This is a genomic window from Streptomyces sp. MP131-18 (genome assembly GCF_001984575.1).
In the GTDB taxonomy this organism is placed as follows: domain Bacteria; phylum Actinomycetota; class Actinomycetes; order Streptomycetales; family Streptomycetaceae; genus Streptomyces; species Streptomyces johnsoniae.
Genome location: NZ_LZNS01000001.1, coordinates 836026 through 854060 on the forward strand (window position 1 = coordinate 836026; position 18035 = coordinate 854060).

Here is an 18035-nt window from a genome sequence, read left to right on the forward strand (position 1 = left end):
CCGCACCGGTCCGGCAACGGACCGGAGGGCGCCCCGGCGGGCCGTCACAGCGGCTCCGACTCGCTCAGCTCGCCGTCAAGACGCAGCCACCGGGTGATCCCCAGGCCACGCAGGAACGGCACGTCGTGGCTGGCGACCAGCAGCGCGCCGCGGTAGGACGCGAGCGCCGAGGTGAGCTGCCGCACGCTGCTCAGATCCAGGTTGTTCGTCGGCTCGTCGAGCAGCAGCAGCTGCGGGGCGGGCTCGGCCAGCATCAGCGCCGCCAGCGAGGCCCGGAACCGCTCCCCGCCGGAGAGCGTCCCCACCTGCTGGTCGGGGCGCTCCTTGCGGAAGAGGAACCGCGCCAGCTGGGCGCGCACCCGCTGCGGGTCCGTCCCCGGCGCCAGTGCACGCACGTTGTCCAGGATGCTCAGCGACTCGTCGAGGATGTCGAGGCGCTGCGGCAGGTAGCGCAGCGGGACGTGCACCGTGACCTCGCCCGCCTCCGGAGGCAGCTCGCCGGCGACCGTGTTCAGCAGCGTGGTCTTGCCCGCACCGTTGCGCCCCACCAGCGCCACCCGTTCAGGCCCCTGGAGCTCGGTGCTGGCCCGGGCGCCGTACCTGACCGCCACACCGTCGAGGCTGAGCACCCGGCGGCGGGGCGGCACGGCCGTGAACGGCAGGTCGACGCGGATCTCGTCGTCGTCCCTGACGGCGCCCTCCGCCTCGGTCAGGCGCTCGCGCGCCTTCTCCAGCCGCTCCTCGTGCATGATGCGGTGCTTGCCCGCCGACTCCTGCGCGGTCCGCTTGCGCATCCGCATGACGGCGCGCGGCTCCTTCTTGTTCTCGAACGCCTTCTTCGCCATGCGGGTGCGGCCCGCCAGCTTGTCGTGCGCCTCGATCAACTCGCGCTTCTGCCGCCGCACGTCGGCCTCGGCGACGCGGACCATCCGTTCGGCTGCCTCCTGTTCGACGGTCAGCGCCTCCTCGTACTCCGCCAGCGTTCCGCCGAACCACCGCACCTCACCGGCGCGCAGATCGGCGATGTGGTCCACGCGCTCCAGCAGCTCGCGGTCGTGGCTGACGACGACGAGCACGCCGCGCCAGGCGGAGACAGCGGCGTACAGCCGCTGTCTGGCGTCCAGGTCGAGGTTGTTGGTGGGCTCGTCGAGCAGCAGCACGTCGGGGCCGCGCAGCAGCAGGGCCGCCAGCCGCAGCAGCACCGTCTCGCCGCCGGATACCTGGCCGACGGTGCGGTCGAGACCGATGTGCGACAGACCGAGCTGGTCGAGCGTGGCCCTGGTCCGCTCCTCGATGTCCCAGTCCTCGCCGACCGCGGCGAAGTGCGCCTCGTCCGGGTCGCCGGCCTCGATGGCGTGCAGCGCCGCGCGGGCGCGGGCGATGCCCAGCACCTCGTCCACGCGCCGGGTGGTGTCCAGCGTGAGGTTCTGCGGGAGGTGGCCGATCTCGCCGGTGACCCGGACCGTTCCCGCGGCCGGGGGGAATTCGCCGGCGATCAGCTTCAGCAGGGTCGACTTGCCCGTGCCGTTCAGCCCGATCAGCCCCGTGCGACCGGGGCCGATGGCCAGGTCGAGGCCGTCGAAGACGGGGGTGCCGTCGGGCCAGGAGTAGGACAGTCCAGAAATGGTGATGTGCGTGGTGGCTGCGACCATCAGGGCCTCCGGGGTGTGCTCGGGTGGGTTGTCCAGCGACACGTGGAGACACCGGGCCCGGAGCCGGGCAGTGGCTGACCGGAGGAGAAGAGGGCGGGAAACGGCCGTTCACTTCCGAGGTCGGTCGCGAGGCGCGGCACGTGCACGGGCACGTCCGGCGGGCTCACGGTGTCTTCGACCTCAGAGCGACAAGGGCCTCTCCCATCAACGGCAACAGGGCCAGGACCGAGCGTAGGCGCCGCTCCCGGCTCCGGGCAAACGACTTTCCGGCCACCCGGGCCGGGCAGGCAAGGCACCCGGGACGGGCGAGGAGAGTGCGCGGCGCCGGATCGGCCCGAGGTCCGGGCAGCCGCGAGTGGGCCGGGGCCCGCGTGAGCTGCCCGGAAACCGCCCGACGCAGCGCCCGCCGAGCGGGCGCCCCTTTTGCGGACGGGCCCTACGCGGACTTGCCCTCGGCGCGGGCCGCGATGCGGGCGCGGCGGGCGGCCAGGCGCTCGTCGAACACGGTGGCTTCCGTGTCGAGGCCGCCGAGGAAGGTACCCAGCTCGTCCTGCGCCTTCTGGCCCTCGGGGCCCAGGCCGCCGAGGTCCATGGTCTTGAGGAAGCGCAGCACGGGCTGAATGACCTCGTCATGGTGTATGCGCAGGTTGTAGATGCCGCCGATGGCCATGCGGGCCGCCGCGCGCTCGAAGCCGGGGATACCGTGTCCCGGCATGCGGAAGCCGACGACGACGTCCCGTACGGCCCGCATGGTCTGGTCGGGCGCCAGCTCGAACGCGGCACGCAGCAAGTTGCGGTAGAAAACCATGTGCAGGTTCTCGTCGGTCGCGATGCGGGCCAGCATCCGGTCGCACACCGGATCGCCTGACTCGCGGCCGGTGTTGCGGTGGGAGATCCGGGTGGCCAGCTCCTGGAAGGCGACGTAGGCCACCGAGTGCAGCATCGAGTGCTGATTGTCCGACTCGAAGCCCTCCGACATGTGGGCCATGCGGAAGTTCTCCAGCTGCACCGGGTCCACGGCCCGGGTGGTGAGGAGGTAGTCCCGCATCACGATGCCGTGCCGCCCCTCCTCGGCCGTCCAGCGGTGCACCCAGGTGCCCCAGGCGCCGTCGCGGCCGAAGATCGAGGCGATCTCGTGGTGGTAACTCGGCAGGTTGTCCTCGGTGAGGAGGTTGACCACGAGAGCGGTACGGCCGATGTCCGTGACCTTGGACTGGTCCGGCTGCCACGGCTCACCGCCCAGCGGACCGTCGAAATCGCGCCCCTCGCTCCAGGGCACGTACTCGTGGGGCATCCAGTCCTTGGCCACGGCCAGATGGCGGTTGAGCTCGCGCTCCACCACCTCCTCCAGGGCGAAAAGCAACCGGGTGTCGGTCCACTCGTCGGGCCCGGGGGCGGTGCTGGGGTCGAGGGTCACGGATAGCTCCTGCCGATCAAAAGCGATGTACCTACGAAACCGTAGGTTACGGCACCGTAAGTTGTTACTCGTCGGTCTGGCAAGAAGCGATGGCGGAAATAGCACACGCGAAGGCCCGGACCGATGACGGCCCGGGCCTTCCCCACCGAACGCGGCGTGTGCGTCCGCCTACCGCTTGCGCCGCTCGGAGTCGAGCAGACCGGCTCGCCGAAGGGCGTCGGCCATCGCACTGTTGACCGGCGGCTGGCCTTCGCGGCGCCGCCCGCCGCCCTCGGCACGCTGGCCGCCCCTGCGGTCGCGCTGCCGGGGCGCGGCGCTCCGGCCGCCGCCCCGCTCCTCCTGCGGCTTGCCGCCCCGGGCGCCGCCCGGCTCCCGCTCCTCCTCCAGACGAAGGGTGAGGGAGATCCGCTTGCGCGGCACGTCCACGTCGAGCACCTTGACCTTCACGATGTCGCCGGGCTTCACCACGTCCCGCGGGTCGGAGACGAACTTCCGGGACATCGCGGAGACGTGGACCAGGCCGTCCTGGTGGACGCCGATGTCGACGAACGCGCCGAAGGCCGCCACATTGGACACGACCCCTTCCAGGATCATGCCCGCCGACAGGTCGCCCAGGGTCTCCACGCCCTCCTTGAACCGGGCGGTCTTGAAGGCCGGCCGCGGGTCGCGGCCGGGCTTCTCCAGCTCCTTGAGGATGTCGGAGACGGTCGGCAGGCCGAAGGTGTCGTCGACGAAGTCGGCCGGGTCGAGCGCCCGCAGAGCCGTGGCATTGCCGACGAGGGAGGGCACGTCCGAGCCCGAGGTCGTGACGATGCGGCGCACCACCGGATACGCCTCGGGGTGCACGGCGGAGGCGTCGAGCGGATCGCCGCCGCGGATACGCAGGAAGCCCGCGCACTGCTCGAACGCCTTGGGCCCCAGACGCGTCACCTTCTTCAGCGAACCCCGGTCGGGGAACGGGCCGTTGACGTCGCGGTGGGCCACGATGTTTTCCGCGAGGGTGGTGCCGATGCCGGAGACCCTGGCCAGCAGCGGCACGGACGCGGTGTTGACGTCGACGCCCACCCCGTTCACGCAGTCCTCGACCACGGCGTCGAGCGAGCGCGAGAGCTTCACCTCGGACAGGTCGTGCTGGTACTGGCCGACGCCGATGGATCTCGGGTCGATCTTGACCAGCTCGGCCAGCGGGTCCTGGAGCCTGCGGGCGATGGAGACCGCGCCGCGCAGCGACACGTCCAGATCGGGGAGCTCCTGCCCGGCGAAGGCCGAGGCGGAGTAGACCGAGGCCCCGGCCTCGGAGACCACCATCTTGGCCGGCTGCTGCTCCGGCAGCGCGGCGATCAGCTCCCCCGCGAGCTTGTCGGTCTCCCGGGACGCCGTGCCGTTGCCGATCGCCACCAGCTCCACGCCGTGCTCCCGCACGAGCGCGGAGAGCGTGGCCAGCGCCTCGTCCCAGCGCCGCTGGGGGGCGTGCGGGTACACGGTCGCGGTGGCGGCCACCTTGCCGGTGGCGTCGACGACCGCGACCTTCACCCCGGTGCGCAGGCCGGGGTCGAGGCCCATGGTGGCGCGGGTGCCGGCCGGGGCCGCGAGCAGCAGATCCCTCAGGTTGGTCGCGAAGACGCCGACCGCGTCGTCCTCCGCGGCGGTGCGCAGGCGGGTGCGCAGGTCGATGCCGAGGTGGACGAAGATGCGCGTGCGCCAGGCCCAGCGGACCGTTTCGAGCAGCCAGGGGTCGCCGGGCCGGCCGCGGTCGGCGACCCCGAAGCGGTGGGCGATGGCCCGCTCGAACGAGGATGGCCCCGCGTCCTGTGCGGCCTCCTCCGGCTCCAGCGTGAGGTCGAGGACATCCTCCTTCTCGCCGCGGAACATCGCGAGCACCCGGTGGGAGGGCAGCTCGGTGAACGGCTCCGCGAAGTCGAAGTAGTCGGCGAACTTGGCGCCGGCGCTCTCCTTGCCGTCCTTGACCTTGGCCACCAGGCGGCCCTTGGTCCACATGCGCTCGCGCAACTCGCCCAGCAGATCGGCGTCCTCGCCGAACCGCTCGGTGAGGATCGCCCGGGCGCCCTGGAGGGCGGCCTCCGCGTCCGGCACGCCCCGGTCCGCGTCGACGAACGCCGCGGCGGCGGCCTGCGGAAGCGTCCCCGGATCGCCGAGCAGGCCGTCGGCCAGCGGCTCGAGACCCGCCTCGCGGGCGATCTGCGCCTTGGTGCGGCGCTTGGGCTTGTAGGGGAGGTAGATGTCCTCCAGCCTGGCCTTGGTCTCGGCGGCGCGGATGGTGGCCTCGAGCGCGTCGTCCAGCTTCCCCTGGCCGCGGATGGACTCCAGGATCGCCTCGCGCCGCTCCTCGAGCTCCCGCAGGTAGCGCAGCCGCTCCTCAAGGGTGCGCAACTGCGCGTCGTCCAGCGTGCCGGTGACCTCCTTCCGGTAGCGGGCGATGAACGGCACAGTGGAACCGCCGTCGAGCAGCTCCACGGCCGCCCGCACCTGCCCTTCCCGGACGCCCAGCTCCTCGGCGATCCTGCCTTCGATGGACCGGCCTGCGACGGACTCTGTCACGATCAACGCTCCGCTTCCCCGGCGCGCTCTGCGCCGCGCTGTGCATTCTGGCAGGAGGCACTGACAACGGCCCGCAGAGGCACGCCAGGCGCCGCGAGCCGTCGCCGCCCGGGCCCCGGGGAGCCGGCGGCCGGGACGGGGAGCGGGGGATCAACGGCACCAATCCGGCGGTGAGTTCGAATCGCTCGCCGTACGATGCCTGCATGGGACCCGACACGACGCGGCCGGGGCCGCGCGAGCGGAGGAAGCAGCGCACGCACGAGGACCTGCTCCGTTCGGCTCTTGAACTGTTCCTGGACCGGGGGTACGGCGGGACGACCGTCGGCGACATAGCGGAGCGCGCCGCGGTCTCGGAACGCACCTTCTTCCGGTACTTCGCCGGGAAGGAGGAGCTGGTCCTGCACCCGCTGCGCGAGGCGCGGCAGGTACTGCTCGCCGAGGTGGCGCGGCGCCCCGCCGAGGAGAAGCCGCTCCGGGCGCTGTACGAGGGCGGGCTCGCCGCGCTGCGCCTGGTCTCCGGGCGGATGCCGGGGCTGTACCGGCTGACGCTGCGTGTGGTCAGCACCGATCCCGAGGCCCACGCGACCTGCCTGCGCTTCGGGGCCGAGGAGCAGCGGAAGCTGGCGGACGTGGTGGCGCGCAGGGAGCGGGCGCGGCCGGGCGATCTGCGGCCCGTGCTCCTGGCGGCGGCCTTCACCGCGGCGATCACCGAGGCGTCGCTGTCCTGGGGGAAGGGCGGCGACACGTCCATCGCCTCGCTGTCGGCCACGGTCGAGAGCCATCTGCGGGTACTGCCCCAGGCCGTCACCTGGGGGCGGTCCAGGTCACCCGAGGACTGACCACACCACCCTCCCGGGTGATATGAACAGCACACGTGCAGCTGAATTCCTTGCGAACTGCCGGGAGTTAAGGGCAGGGTGCGACAAGTGACACAGTGCACTCACCTCATGACACCCCGTGGAGCTCCGGAGGGACCCATGACGCTCACCGGCCAGGACACCGACACGGACCACCGCTGCCGCAGCTGGCTGCTGACCGCCCGCCGGGAGGATCTCGCGCACTTCCGGCGCCTGGCATCGCTCGCCATGCGCGAGTGGGGGCAGCCGCAGGAGGTGGCGGAGCTGGTGCTGCACGGCGTGACGGAGTTGCTGTCCAACGTGGCCCGGCACGTCGAGGACCCGCGGTGCACGCTCGAACTCGCGCTGCTCGGCGGCACCGTGCAGGTCACGGTCCACGACCGCTCCTCGGCCCTGCCGAAGATCACCCTGCCGGACTGGACCGCTGAGGAGGGCCGCGGTCTCTGGCTGCTGCGCGAGATGGCCGACGGGCTCGGCTACGCGCTCACCGAGGAGGGCAAGCAGGTGTGGGTGCGGGTGCACGCGGGCGCCGGGCGGCCCGTGGTCTGACGAGGCGGCCGCCCGGCGCGCCGGCCGGTGCCCGTCAGGCGTCGCGGAACGGCCGGTCGGCCGCGGCCCGTTCCCGCAGCAGCGCGGGCGGCTCGAAGCGGTCGCCGTAGCGCTCGCGCAGCGCGTCGGCCCTGGCGGCGAAGCCGGCCGGGCCGCCCGGGTAGCCGTTGACGTACTGGAGCACGCCGCCGGTCCAGCCGGGGAAGCCGATGCCGAGGATGGAGCCGACGTTGGCGTCGGCGACGGACGTGAGCACTCCGTCCTGGAGCAGCCGGACGGCGGCAAGGGATTCGGCGAACAGCAGCCGTTCCCCCATGTCGTCGAACGGCACCGCCGCGTCGGCCCGCGCGAAGTGCGTCCGCAGCCCGGGCCACAGGCCGGTGCGCCGGTCGTTCTCGTAACCGTAGAAGCCGGCTCCGGCGCTGCGCCCCGGCCGGTCGAACTCGTCGATCATCCGGTCGATCACGGCCGAGCCCGGGGCGGGCCGCCACGGCTCGCCGGCCGCCTCGGCCGCCGCCTTCGCCTCGTTCCAGATGCGGCGCGGCAGGCCGAGGGTCATCCGGTCGAGCAGGGCGAGCGGCGGAGTGGGGTAGCCGGCCCGGGCCGCGGCCCGTTCGAGCGAGACCGGGTCGACGCCCTCCTCGATCATGGCCAGGCTCTCTTCGAGGAAGCGGCCGATGACGTGTGAGGTGAAGAACCCCCTGGCGTCGTTGACGACGATGGGTGACTTGCCGATCCTGCGCACGAGGGCGACGGCGCGGTCCAGGGCCTCCTGGCCGGTCCGCTCCCCACGGACGATCTCGACCAGCGGCATGCGGTCGGCGGGCCAGAAGAAGTGCAGCCCGGCGAAGTCCTGCGGCCTGCCGGTGGAATCGGCCAGCCGGGACACCGGCAGCGTGGAGGTGTTGGTGCACAGCAGCGCGCCGGGGGCGACCACGTGCCTGATCTCCTCGAACACCTTCTGCTTCAGCGCCTGGTCCTCGAAGACCGCCTCGATCACCACGTCGCACCCGGCGAGGTCGCCGGTCTCCGCGGTGGGGGTGATCCGCGCCAGGTGCGCGTCGCGCGCCTCCTCGGTGAGGCGGCCGGCGTCCAGCGCCTTGGCGAGCAGGCCCGCTGAGTGCTCCTTCCCGCGCGCGGCGGCCTGGGCCGTCACGTCCTTCAGCACGACGTCGAGACCGGCGGCGGCAATGACATGGGCGATACCCGCGCCCATCAGCCCCGCGCCGACAACGGCGACGCGGGCGGCCGGGGGCACCTCGTCGGCGCGGGCGCGGCCGGCGCCCGAGTTGACCGCGCGCATGTCGAAGAAGAACGCCTGGATCATGTTCTTCGCGATCCGGCCGGTGACCAGTTCCGTGAAGTAGCGGGCCTCGATGGTCTGCGCGGTCTCGAAATCGACCTGCGCGCCCTCGACGGCCGCGGCCAGGATGTTGCGCGGCGCGGGGTAGGGGGCGCCGCCGGTGCGCTTGGCGAGCGTGGCGGGGAACGCGGGGAGCACCGCGGCGAGCCGCGGGTCGGCCGGGGTGCCGCCGGGGATGCGGTAGCCGGGGCGGTCCCAGGGCTGCGCGGCCTCCGGATGCGCGAGGACGAAGGCGCGGGCCCGTTCGGCCAGGGCCTCGGGGGTGTCGACGATCTCGTCCACGATGCCGAGTTCGCGGGCCCGCTGCGGGCGGATGCGGCGGCCTTCGAGCAGCACGTGCTGGAGCGCGTCGGCGAGGCCGAGCAGCCGGACGGTGCGGACGACGCCCCCGCCGCCCGGCAGCAGGCCGAGCGTCACCTCCGGCAGGCCGACGCGGCAGCCGGGAGCGTCCAGGACGATCCGGTGGTGGCAGGCCAGGGCGATCTCCCAGCCGCCGCCGAGCGCGCTGCCGTTGACCGCGGCGACGACGGGGCGGCCGAGCGTCTCGATACGGCGCAACGCGTGCTTGACGCGCATGCTGGTGTCGAAGACGCGCCGGGCGTCCTCGGGGCGGGCGGCGAGCAGGTCGTGCAGGTCGCCGCCGGCGAAGAAGGTGTTCTTGGCCGAGGTGATGACGACGCCGCGGATCGTGTCGGCCTCGGCGGCGAGCCGGTCGGCGACCTCGGTCAGCGAGGCGATGAACGCCGCGTTCATCGTGTTGGCGCCACGGCCGGGGTCGTCGAGGGTGAGGGTGACGACGCCGTCGGCGTCCCGGTCCCAGCGGATCGTGCCGTGCGTGCGGGTGGGCTCAGGCATGGTGTGGTTGTTCTCCAGGAGGCGGGAGGGTCAGACGCGCTCGATCACGGTGGCGATGCCCATGCCACCGCCGATGCACAGGGTGGCCAGGCCGTAGCGCAGGTCGCGGCGTTCGAGTTCGTCCAGGAGGGTGCCGAGGATCATCGCGCCGGTCGCGCCGAGGGGGTGGCCCATGGCGATGGCCCCACCGTTGACGTTGACCTTCTCCAGGTCGAGGCCCATCTCCCGCACGAAGCGCAGGACGACGGCGGCGAACGCCTCGTTGATCTCGACGAGGTCGATGTCGTCGATGGTCAGCCCGGCCCTGGCCAGGGCCTTGCGGGTGGCGGGTGCGGGGCCGGTGAGCATGATGGTCGGCTCGGAGCCGACGACCGCGGCGGCGCGGATGCGGGCCCGCGGGGTGAGCCCGTACCGCTCGCCCACGGCGGCGCTGCCGACGGCGACGAGGGCGGCGCCGTCGACGATGCCCGAGGAGTTGCCCGCGTGGTGCACGTGGTCGATCCGTTCGACCCAGTGGTACTTCTGGAGCGCCACGGCGTCGAAGCCGCCCTGTTCGCCCAGGGCGGCGAACGCGGGCTTCAGCCGGGCGAGGGAGTCGGCGGTGGTGCCGGGCCTGATGTGCTCGTCGCGGTCGAGGACCGTCAGCCCGTTGCGGTCGGTGACGGGGATCACCGAGCGGGCGAAGCGGCCCTCCTTCCAGGCGTGGGCGGCGCGTTCCTGGGAGAGGGCGGCGTACTCGTCGACATCGCGGCGGCCGAGCCCTTCGAGGGTCGCGATCAGGTCGGCGCCCACGCCCTGGGGCACGAAGCCGACCGCCAGGTTGGTCATCGGGTCCATGGCCCAGGCGCCGCCGTCGGAGCCGAGGGGCACGCGGGACATGGACTCGACGCCGCCGGCCAGGATCAGGTCGTCCCAGCCGGAACGCACCTTGGCGGCGGCGATGTTGACGGCTTCGAGCCCCGAGCCGCAGAAGCGGTTCTCCTGAAGGCCCGCGACCGTCTCGGGCAGTCCCGCGGCAATGGCGGCGATCTTGGCGATGTCGGAGCCCTGGTCGCCGTGCGGGGAGACGACGCCGAGGACGACGTCGTCGATCGCGGCCGGGTCGAGGTCGGGCAGCCGCTCGCGCAGCGCGTGGATGAGGCCCACGGCGAGGTCGATGGGCTTGGTGCCGTGCAGCGCGCCGTCGGCCTTGCCCCGCCCGCGGGGGGTGCGGATCGCGTCGTACACGTAGGCTTCTGCGGTCACGGTCGTCTTCTCCTGGTTCGCGTGTCGTCCGGCCGCCGGTCCGCGGGGCTCAGGCGGAACGTCCGGCTCCGCCGGGGCGCCCTGTCCGGTCCGGCCGGTCGGTGAGGAGCGACCGGCCGATGATCTCCTTCATGATCTCGGTCGTGCCGCCGTAGATGGTCTGGATACGCCCGTCGGTGAACGCGCGGGCGACCGGATACTCAGTCATGTACCCGTATCCGCCGTGCAGTTGCAGGCAGCGGTCGGCCACGCGCTTCTGCAGCTCGGTGGCCCACCACTTGGCCATCGACGCCTGCACCGCGTCGAGCGTTCCCGCGGTGTGCTCCTCGATGCACCGGTCGACGAACGTCCGGGTGACGGCGCATTCGGTCGCCATCTCGGCGATCTCGAAGCGGACGTGCTGGAGCGCGGCCAGCGGGCGGCCGAACGCCTCACGTTCCCTGACGTGGCGGGTGGTGATCTCCAGCAGGTGCTCCGCGCCCGCGATGGCGCCGACGGCGATGGTCAGGCGCTCCTGCGGCAGCTGGTCCATCAGGTGGCCGAAGCCGCCGTGGAGCCGGCCGAGCACGTTCTCCTTGGGCACGCGCACGTCCGCGAAGAACAACTCCGCGGTGTCCTGCGCCTTCTGGCCGATCTTGTCCAGGTTCCTGCCGCGTTCGAAACCGGGCATGCCGCGCTCCACCACCAGCAGGCTGAGGCCCTTGGCCCCGCCCTCGGGCGTGGTGCGCGCCACGACGATCACCAGGTCGGCCAGGATGCCGTTGGAGATGAACGTTTTGGCGCCGTTGAGCAGCCAGTGGTCGCCGCGGTCCACGGCCGAGGTGCGGATGCCCTGGAGGTCGGAACCCGCCCCCGGCTCGGTCATCGCGATGGCGCCGATCAGCTCGCCCGAGCAGAAGCCGGGCAGCCAGCGCCGCTTCTGCTCGGGGGTGGCGAGCGCGGTGAAGTAGGGGCCGATGACGTCGTTGTGCAGGGCGACGGCGAAACCGCGGACCCCGGCGCGGGTGAACTCCTCGCCGAGCACGGCCGCGAACCGGAAGTCGGGCGTTCCGCCGCCGCCGTACTCCTCGTCGACCGCGAGGCCGAGCAGCCCCTGCCGCCCGGCGGCGAGCCACGCCTCCCGGGAGACGATGCCCCTGTGCTCCCACTCCTCGTAGTGCGGCTCGGCCTCCTTGGCGAGGAACGTGCGGACCATGGCGCGGAACGCCTCGTGCTCGGGCGTGAAGATCTGCCGCTTCACCGGTCCTCGCCCCCCTGCGTCTTCAGCTCCGGCAGGTCCCAGTCCCTGGCGACCGCCTCGGCGTCCGCGCCGGGCAGCGCGGGACCGCGGCGGATCGCCGCGGGGGTCCCGGAGAAGCGGGGCGCCGGGGCGGGCTGGCGGATGCCGCCGTGCTCGGTGAACGTGCCGCGCGCGGCGAGGTGCGGGTGGTCCGGTGCCTCGCCGAGGCTGAGCACCGGCTCCACGCACGCGTCGGACCCGTCGAACACCTGTGCCCACTCCGCCCGGGTGCGGGTGGCGAAGCGCGCGGCGATGCGGGCGCGCAGTGCCGGCCACCGGGCCGGGTCCGCGCGGTCCGCGGTGTCCCGCTCGGCCTCGTCCAGGCCGAGGAGCCGCGCGAACTCCGCGTAGAAGCGCGGTTCGAGCGCGCCGACGGCCATGTGGCCGCCGTCGGCCGTGGCGTAGACGCCGTAATAGGGGCAGCCGCCGTCCAGCAGGTTGGCCGCGCGCCTGTCCTGCCAGGCCCCGGCGGCCAGGAGGCCGTGGATCAGCGTGCTCAGGTGGGCGACGCCGTCGACGATCGCGGCGTCGACGACCTGGCCGCGGCCGGTGGAGCGGGCCGCGTGCAGGGCGGCGAGGACGCCGGTGACGAGGTAGAGGGAGCCGCCCGCGTAGTCGCCCAGCAGATTGGCGGGGGCGACGGGCGGTCCTTCGGCCGGGCCCGTCATGGCCAGGGCGCCGGTGAGGGCCAGGTAGCCGATGTCGTGTCCGGCCCGCGGGGCCAGCGGCCCGTCCTGGCCCCAGCCCGTCATCCGCCCGTAGACCAGCCGCGGGTTCCGCGCGAGGCACGGCTCGGGCCCGACACCGAGGCGCTCGGCGACGCCGGGCCGGAAGCCCTCGATCAGTACATCCGCCCGGGCGGCCAGGCCGAGGACCAGTCCGGCGGCGTCCGGTGACTTGAGGTCGATCAGTACGGAACGCTTGTTGCGGTTGACGATGTCCGCCCCCGCATCGAGCCCTGAGCCCGCGCCGCCCGGCCGGTCCACCCGCACCACGTCGGCGCCGAGGTCGCCCAGGAGCATGGCGGCGAAGGGGCCTGGCCCGATGCCGCCCAGCTCGACCACCCGCATGCCGACCAGCGGCCCGCCGCCTTCTGCCGTTCCACTTCCCGCCGTCGCTGCTGTCATCGGCCCCCCTGACGTATCGCGGTACGAGCGGTGACAGGGGCGAGAATAAGAACACGTTTCATTTTTTACAAGCCCGCGGGGCGGCGAGCGCGCCCCGTCAGAGCGCGCGGTACATGACGTGCAGGCCGACGTAGCCCTTCGCCGGGTGCCGGAAGCCCTCCGGCACGGTGCCGAGCACCTCGAACCCGAGCCGCCGGTACAGCCGCACCGCCGACTCGTTCGTCTCCACGACCGCGTTGAACCGCATCGCGCGGAAACCCGCCGCGCGGGCCCACTCGATCGTGTGCTCGCACAGCGCCCGGCCCACGCCGCGTCCGGAGTCCGCGGGATCGACCATGTAGCCGGCGTTCGCGATATGCGAACCGTTCCCCAGCTGATTCCTGTTCATCGGCGCGGTGCCGAGGACCGTGCCGTCCCCGTCGACCGCGACGACCATACGATCCGGGGCGGCCGGCATCCACAGGCCGCGCGCCTCCTCCCGGCCGAGTCCGGGCGGGAAGGTGAACGTGTCCCCGGCGGCCACGATCCGGCGGAAGAACGGCCGGATGGCCGGCCAGTCGTTCGCGGTCGCTTCCCTGATATCCATCCGCACAAGTTTGCCGAGGCGGTACAGCGGCACCTCGAACGCAAGCCCGCCGTCCGGCCCGGCCCGCCGGCCGCGTCCTCGTGCTCCTCAGCCCCCGCCCTCCGACCGCTTCCGGCCGCCGCGGGCCAGGAAGTCCGCCAGCGGCAGGGTGGCCGCGCCGACGGTCACCGCGTCGGGTCCGAGGCGGCCGAGATCGATGACCGCGCGGCCGGCCGGGTGCCGCAGGGCGTACGCCCCGGCGGCCTCGCGCACGGCGGGCAGCAGGCGCGGGCCGAGCAGCAGCCCCGCCCAGCCCCCCAGCACGATCCGCTCGGGGTTGAAGAGGTTCACCAGGTCGGCGATGCCCGCGCCGAGGTACTCGGCCGTCTCGTCGAGCAGCCCGGCGGCACGCGGGTCCGCGCCCTCGGCCGCGGCGAGCAGGGCGGCGAGCCCCGCTTCCTGGTCGCGCCCCGGCACCTCGCCCCCCGCCTCGGCCCACCGCTCGAGCAGCGCACTCGCCCCGACATACGCCTCAAGGCAGCCGCGGGCGCCGCACCGGCAGCGGCGGCCACCGACGCTCAGCGTGGTGTGGCCCCACTCCCCCGCCGCGCTGTCGGCGCCGCCGTACGGCACGCCACCGGTCACGATGCAGGCCCCCACGCCGGAACCGATCAGGGCTATGACGGCGTCGCGCGCGCCGCGCCCGGCCCCGAACCACATCTCGGCCTGCCCGAAGGTCCGTGCACCGTTGCCCACCAGGAACGGGACGTCCCCGGGCAGGTCGACGGCCGCGCGCAGCAGCGACTCCAGCGGGACCGCGTCCCAGCCGACCGTCTGCCCGTGCACGATGGCGCCTCCCCCGGCGCCGTGCTCGACAATGCCGGGAACGCCGAGCCCGACGCCGAGCAGCAGATCCCGGCTGCCTTCCACCGCGTCGAGCACCTCGGCCACACCCGTCCCGATGCGCTGGACGACGAGGCCGGCATCGTGCCCCTCGTCGGTCAACGGGTATTCAGCGCGGGCCAGTTCGGCCAGGGCCAGGTCGAACAGCTCCACCCGCACCCGGGTTTCCCCCACGTCCACGCCGATCAGCCGCCCGCAGTCCGCCCGCACGCGCAGCAGCGTCCGCGGCCGGCCGCCGTCCGAGTCCACCGAACCCGCCTCGCGCAGCAGCCCGTCGGCCAGCAGCCCGGCGGTGACGTTGCTGACGGTGCCGGAGCTGAGGCCGGTCGCGCCGCCCAGCTCGTGCCGGCTCAGCGGCCCGTGAAAGTACAGGTGCCGCAGCAGCGCCGCGCGGTTGGCCCGGCGCAGGTCGCGGACCGTCTGCCGCTTCTCCTCAGCCATGTCGACCTCCGCGAGCAACCTACCGGGTGACCGGGGACCCGGCCGCCGCTTCCCGGGCTCCCGGAACCACAACGTGACCCGGGCAGGCGGCCCGCCCGCGACGGTCGGGGGCCGGCTCCGGCCGGGGCCCGCGACAGCGTGGGAGAGCGCTCTATCCCTGTGTTATAAAGGCCATCATGAGCGACAAGGCGGTCAGTGGCTCGCCCACTCTGGAGGACGTGGCGCGGGCCGCGGGCGTTTCCCGGGCGACCGTCTCACGGGTGATCAACGGGATTCGCAACGTCGACCCGGCGATCCAGGACCTCGTGCGGCGCGCCGTCGAGGCCACCGGCTACGTGCCCAACCGCGCGGCCCGTTCCCTGGTCACGCGCAGGGCCGACTCGATCGCCCTGGTCCTTTCCGGCGCTGGTGACGACGAGCGGGACCTGGCGCCGGACGAGGCCGAGGGTGACGTTTTCACCGACCCGTTCTTCGGCCGGATCGCCTCCGGCGTCGTGGGCTTCCTGCGCCCCCGCGGCATGCACCCGGTCCTGATGCTCGCCGACTCCGCGGACGCCCGGCAGCAGGTCCTCACCCATCTGCGGCAGGGCCACACCGACGGCGCGGTCGTGGTCTCCACGCACGCGAAGGACCCGCTGCCCGAGCGGCTGGCCGCGGCGCGGGTGCCCGTCGTGCGGTTCGCCAGGCCGCCACGGCCCATGCCGGTCAGCTACGTGGACCTCGCCCATCAGGACGGCGCCCGCCTGGCCGCGGACCACCTCGTCGCCCGCGGCTGCCGCCACGTGGTGACCATCGCGGGGCCGCTCGACGTGCCGGCGAGCCAGGACCGGCTGACCGGGTTCAGGGATGCCATGGCCCGGCACGGACACCCCTATGTGCCCACCGCCGAGGGCAACTTCACGCAGGACAGCGGCGAACGCGCGATGGCGCGGCTGCTCGCGCAGGAGCCCGCGCTCGACGGCGTCTTCGCCGCGAACGACCTGATGGCGGCCGGTGCGCTGCACGTGCTGCGCGAGCAGGGGCGCGACGTGCCGGGGCAGGTGGCCGTGGTCGGGTTCGACGACAGCAGCGCGGCGCGGGCGAGCCGCCCGGCGCTGACCACGGTGCGGCAGCCGGTGGAGGACATGGCCGGCGAGATGGCCCGGCTGCTCCTCGACCGGATCGCGGCCCCGGAGGGCCGCCCGACCTCGGTGATCTTCGACCCTTCCCTCGTGGTGCGCCGGTCGGCCTGAACGGGCCCTGGTTCCGGATTCCGCGCAGGGGCGTTGACACCCGTCACGGAGCGGGGCCACTCTCCTGGGAGAGCGCTCTCCAATGGCGCCGCAGGTGGATGCGTGCGGCCGCCGCCACCCCCCGCAGAGGAGAAGTTGTGCTACCTGTCAGAGATCCGGTCGCGCGCCGCGCCAGGCCGCCGCTGCTCGTCGCGGCCGTACTGGCCCTGCTGGCCGGCATGTTCACGCTGGCCCACCCCTCCGGCGCAGGGGCCGCGGGCCCCGCCCCGGCCCAGGCCGGCGTGGTGGAGGTGACCGGCAGCCAGGGCGACTGGCAGCTGACCGTGGACGGGCAGCCCTACACGGTACAGGGCCTCACCTGGGGCCCCGCGGTCGACCAGGCCGACCAGTACATGCCCGACCTGGTCTCCATGGGCGTCAACACCATCCGCACCTGGGGCACCGACGCCACCACGGCCCCGCTGCTCGACGCCGCCGCGGCGAACGGCATCCGCGTCATCGCGGGCTTCTGGCTCCAGCCCGGCGGCGGGCCCGGCAGCGGCGGCTGCGTCGACTACGTCAACGACCACGACTACAAGGGCTACCAGCTCTACCTGATGAACGAGTGGGTCGGCGCCTATAAGGACCACCCTGGCGTGCTGATGTGGAACGTCGGCAACGAGTCGCTGCTCGGCCTCCAGAACTGCTACTCGGGCGCGGAGCTGGAGGCACAGCGCGACGCCTACGCCCGGTTCGTCAACGACGCGGCCGAGGAGATCAAGGCGCTGGACCCGAACCACCCGGTGACCTCGACCGACGCGTGGACCGGCGCCTGGCCGTACTACCAGGAGCACTCCCCCGCGCTCGACCTGCTCGCGGTCAACTCCTACGGCGACGTCTGCAATATCCAGGAGACCTGGACCGCCGGCGGTTACGACCGGCCGTACATCCTCACCGAGGGCGGCCCGGCGGGCGAGTGGGAGGTCGAGGACGACGTCAACGGCGTCCCCGAGGAGCCGACCGATGTGGAGAAGCGCGACGGCTACCGCGCCGCCTGGGAGTGCCTGATGGGTCACGAGGGCGTGGCGCTGGGCGGCACGCTCTTCCACTACGGCCTGGAGGAGGACTTCGGCGGCGTCTGGTTCAACCTGCTGCCCGGCGGCGAACGACGGCTCTCCTACTACGAGGTGGCCGAGTTGTACGGCGGCGGGAGCCCGGCGAACACCCCGCCCGTCATCAGCGGCCTCGCCGTCGGCGGGGACCGCACGGCCGTGCCCGCGGGGCAGGAGTTCACGCTCTCCGCGGACGTGGCCGACCCGGACGGCGACCAGCTGTCCTACGAGGTGCTGCTCAGCAGCAAGTACCTCGACGACAACGGCGCGCTGACCCCGGCGGAGTTCACCGCGAACGGTGACGGCTCCTTCTCCGTGACCGCCCCGGCGCGGCCGGGGCCGTGGAAGGTGTACCTGGCCGCGCGGGACGGGCAGGGCAATATCGGCATCGAGGCCACGTCCGTGGGCGTCGTGCCACCGCTGGTGGACGGCACCAACATCGCGCTGGGCGCGGCGACCACCGCCTCCTCGCACCAGGCCGAGGGCGACGGCGCGCCGTTCCTGCCCTCGCACGCCACCGACGGGGATCTTCAGACGCGGTGGGCCAGCGACTGGAGCGACCCGCAGTGGCTCCAGGTCGACCTCGGCTCGGTCACGTCGTTCGACCACGTGCAGTTGGTGTGGGAGACCTCGTACGCCCGCTCCTACCAGGTGCAGGTCTCGGACAACGGCTCGGACTGGCGGACGGTGCACGAGGTCACCGGCGGCACGGGCGGGGCGGAGACCGCCGCGGTCAGCGGCTCGGGGCGCTACGTCCGGGTGCTCGGCACGGAACGCGGCACCGGCTGGGGCTACTCGCTGTACGAGTTCGGCGTGTACCGCTCCTGACGGGCGCGGCACGCCGCCCCGCGGGCCCCGGGCTCTCCCCGCCCGGGGCCCGCGGGGCGGGCGGGGGCCGGA

General features: G+C 73.3%; 13 protein-coding genes. 4 read left to right on the plus strand and 9 right to left on the minus strand.

Translation table 11 applies throughout. The annotated features are described in order from the left end of the window. Window positions 1-44: 44 nt before the first annotated feature. From STBA_RS03620 to STBA_RS03630, 3 genes are all read right to left on the minus strand, one after another. A complete protein-coding gene (locus STBA_RS03620; protein ID WP_077063086.1) occupies window positions 45-1652 on the minus strand; it encodes an ABC-F family ATP-binding cassette domain-containing protein in 1608 nt (535 codons plus the stop codon). Between the two features lie 436 nt (window positions 1653-2088). Next, a complete protein-coding gene (locus STBA_RS03625) occupies window positions 2089-3069 on the minus strand; it encodes an acyl-ACP desaturase (RefSeq protein WP_077057843.1) in 981 nt (326 codons plus the stop codon). 168 nt (window positions 3070-3237) lie between these two features. Then, window positions 3238-5628 carry a Tex family protein gene (locus tag STBA_RS03630; RefSeq protein ID WP_077063087.1) on the minus strand — a complete coding sequence of 797 codons (2391 nt, stop codon included), beginning with the start codon at window positions 5626-5628 and terminating at the stop codon, window positions 3238-3240. Window positions 5629-5831: 203 nt separating this feature from the next. Between STBA_RS03630 and STBA_RS03635 the strand changes: the two genes are divergently transcribed. Further along, window positions 5832-6467 carry a TetR family transcriptional regulator gene (locus STBA_RS03635; protein WP_077057844.1) on the plus strand — a complete coding sequence of 212 codons (636 nt, stop codon included), beginning with the start codon at window positions 5832-5834 and terminating at the stop codon, window positions 6465-6467. 138 nt (window positions 6468-6605) lie between these two features. Beyond that, window positions 6606-7034: an ATP-binding protein gene (locus STBA_RS03640; protein WP_077057845.1), complete on the plus strand. Its 429-nt coding sequence runs from the start codon at window positions 6606-6608 to the stop codon at window positions 7032-7034. Between the two features lie 34 nt (window positions 7035-7068). Here STBA_RS03640 and STBA_RS03645 read toward each other — a convergent pair whose 3' ends face one another. From STBA_RS03645 to STBA_RS03670, 6 genes are all read right to left on the minus strand, one after another. Then, window positions 7069-9252: a 3-hydroxyacyl-CoA dehydrogenase NAD-binding domain-containing protein gene (locus STBA_RS03645; protein WP_077057846.1), complete on the minus strand. Its 2184-nt coding sequence runs from the start codon at window positions 9250-9252 to the stop codon at window positions 7069-7071. Window positions 9253-9282: 30 nt separating this feature from the next. Beyond that, entirely contained in the window at window positions 9283-10497 is a 1215-nt protein-coding gene (locus STBA_RS03650; protein WP_077057847.1) for an acetyl-CoA C-acetyltransferase, read from the minus strand. 49 nt (window positions 10498-10546) lie between these two features. After that, window positions 10547-11737 carry an acyl-CoA dehydrogenase family protein gene (locus STBA_RS03655; RefSeq protein ID WP_077057848.1) on the minus strand — a complete coding sequence of 397 codons (1191 nt, stop codon included), beginning with the start codon at window positions 11735-11737 and terminating at the stop codon, window positions 10547-10549. Further along, window positions 11734-12903, minus strand: coding sequence for a CaiB/BaiF CoA-transferase family protein (locus STBA_RS03660; protein WP_077057849.1), 1170 nt, complete (start codon window positions 12901-12903; stop codon window positions 11734-11736). The genes STBA_RS03655 and STBA_RS03660 overlap by 4 nt, the downstream gene beginning before the upstream one ends. A gap of 97 nt (window positions 12904-13000) precedes the next feature. Beyond that, window positions 13001-13489: a GNAT family N-acetyltransferase gene (locus tag STBA_RS03665; protein WP_077063088.1), complete on the minus strand. Its 489-nt coding sequence runs from the start codon at window positions 13487-13489 to the stop codon at window positions 13001-13003. Window positions 13490-13576: 87 nt separating this feature from the next. Then, entirely contained in the window at window positions 13577-14812 is a 1236-nt protein-coding gene (locus tag STBA_RS03670; protein WP_077063089.1) for an ROK family transcriptional regulator, read from the minus strand. 176 nt (window positions 14813-14988) lie between these two features. On the opposite strand from STBA_RS03670, the gene STBA_RS03675 reads away from it, so the two are divergent. Together STBA_RS03675 and STBA_RS03680 are read left to right on the plus strand one after the other, a co-directional pair. Next, window positions 14989-16044: a LacI family DNA-binding transcriptional regulator gene (locus tag STBA_RS03675; protein WP_077057850.1), complete on the plus strand. Its 1056-nt coding sequence runs from the start codon at window positions 14989-14991 to the stop codon at window positions 16042-16044. Window positions 16045-16262: 218 nt separating this feature from the next. Next, window positions 16263-17963, plus strand: a complete 1701-nt coding sequence (locus tag STBA_RS03680; RefSeq protein ID WP_107485182.1) for a discoidin domain-containing protein — start codon at window positions 16263-16265, stop codon at window positions 17961-17963. Window positions 17964-18035: the final 72 nt, after the last annotated feature.